Origin of the sequence: Clostridium sp. UBA6640, assembly GCF_002455975.1 — a bacterium.
In the GTDB taxonomy this organism is placed as follows: Bacteria; Bacillota; Clostridia; order Clostridiales; family Clostridiaceae; genus Clostridium_J.
The window spans coordinates 1-1,415 of sequence record NZ_DKLM01000156.1 but is presented as its reverse complement, the minus strand read 5'-3'; the positions used below and the strand labels follow the sequence as shown (position 1 = coordinate 1,415).

Below are 1,415 nucleotides of genomic sequence, written 5' to 3'. Positions count from 1 at the left end.
TGGAAATTAAAATCATGCATAAATTAAATTTCCATTGTGGAACCCTATATATGAATACAATGTAAAAACTTAATATGTATTCTGGAAAATAAATTTTCTATAAAAACAGATAAACTCCTTAGAAAGCAAGTATTAATAATTAAAAATGAAAATCTAGGATGAAATTCACTGTTAGTGAATTTCTAAAATGAAGTTTATTTCAAAAATTATTATAAGTACTATTTATCAGTAAAACTAGAGTAAAAATTTATTTTAATTTCAAATTAATGTTATAATTACTTCAGGACAACCTGTAGTATAATATGCATTTGTATTTAGGACAAAAATATTTACATAAAGGAGAGGAGAAAATATGTTATTTAAGGATATAGAAACAGAAAGGTTATTTCTGAAAAACATATCCATTGATGATAGAGATTTTATATTTAGCCAATTTTCAGATAATGTAGTGAATAGATACCTGTTTGATGCAGAGCCATTAACTGATATAGAAGGTGCAGATGAAATCATTAATTTTTATATACAGCCTGAACCACGACTGCATCACCGTTGGATTATGGTACGAAAGTCAGATGGAAGAAAAATTGGTACATGTGGGTTTCATTGCTGGAATCAGAGAGAGTATAAAGTTGATGTCGGTTACGACCTAAAAGAAGAGTTTTGGGGAAATGGTTATATGCAAGAAGCAATGAAAGAGATTATAACATTTGCTATAGATAAAATGCATATAAAAGAGATAAGTGCATGTATTTATACTGATAATCAAAGATCAATTCATCTTGTAGAAAACCTTGGCTTTGTTTTATCTGGTTCAAGTTATGAATTATTTAGAGATAAGGAATACTTGCATAATATATACTCTCTTTATATCACCAATTTAACATAATTTACAATGCATGAATAAATGGGAGTGAAAATAGCTTTCCTTAAATCAACACTATTCCAAAATATAGATAAAAGTAAAATTTATTTCAAAAATGAGAGGAGAATATATTATGGATTACAATAACAAAGATTTTTGGAGAACATTAGATGAGCTAGTAAATAGTTCTGAAATAGTTATAGACAGACCAAAAGGCTCAAGACATCCTAGATATCCTGATATGTTATATGAAGTTGATTATGGATATTTAAAAAATACAAAATCTATGGATGGTGGCGGAATTGACATCTGGCGTGGAACAGATGAAAAACAGGAAATTGATTCAATTATATGTATTGTAGATTTGGTAAAGAGAGATTCTGAAATTAAAATATTAATTGGCTGTAATAATGAAGAAAAAGAAATAATATATAAATTTCATAATAATTCAGAATTTATGAAGGGTATCTTTATATCAAGGTTAGAAGAATAATCTATAAGGATACAATGTGAAAACTTAATATATACTCTGGAAAATAAGTTTTCTATAAAA

2 protein-coding genes are annotated in these 1,415 nt (G+C 26.8%); both read left to right on the top strand.

Going from position 1 to position 1,415, the window contains the following annotated elements; genetic code table 11:
* Positions 1 to 352 precede the first annotated feature (352 nt).
* Positions 353 to 886, top strand: coding sequence for a GNAT family N-acetyltransferase (locus tag B2W91_RS18075; RefSeq protein WP_291583452.1), 534 nt, complete (start codon positions 353 to 355; stop codon positions 884 to 886).
* 109 nt (positions 887 to 995) lie between these two features.
* Positions 996 to 1,355, top strand: coding sequence for an inorganic pyrophosphatase (locus B2W91_RS18070; protein ID WP_291583450.1), 360 nt, complete (start codon positions 996 to 998; stop codon positions 1,353 to 1,355).
* Positions 1,356 to 1,415 lie beyond the last annotated feature (60 nt).

What these genes read in the sequence shown, in the direction of transcription:
- B2W91_RS18075 (WP_291583452.1), top strand. Translation starts at nt 353, where the DNA reads ATGTTATTTAAGGATATAGAAACAGAAAGGTTATTTCTGAAAAACATA.
- B2W91_RS18070 (WP_291583450.1), top strand. Translation starts at nt 996, where the DNA reads ATGGATTACAATAACAAAGATTTTTGGAGAACATTAGATGAGCTAGTA.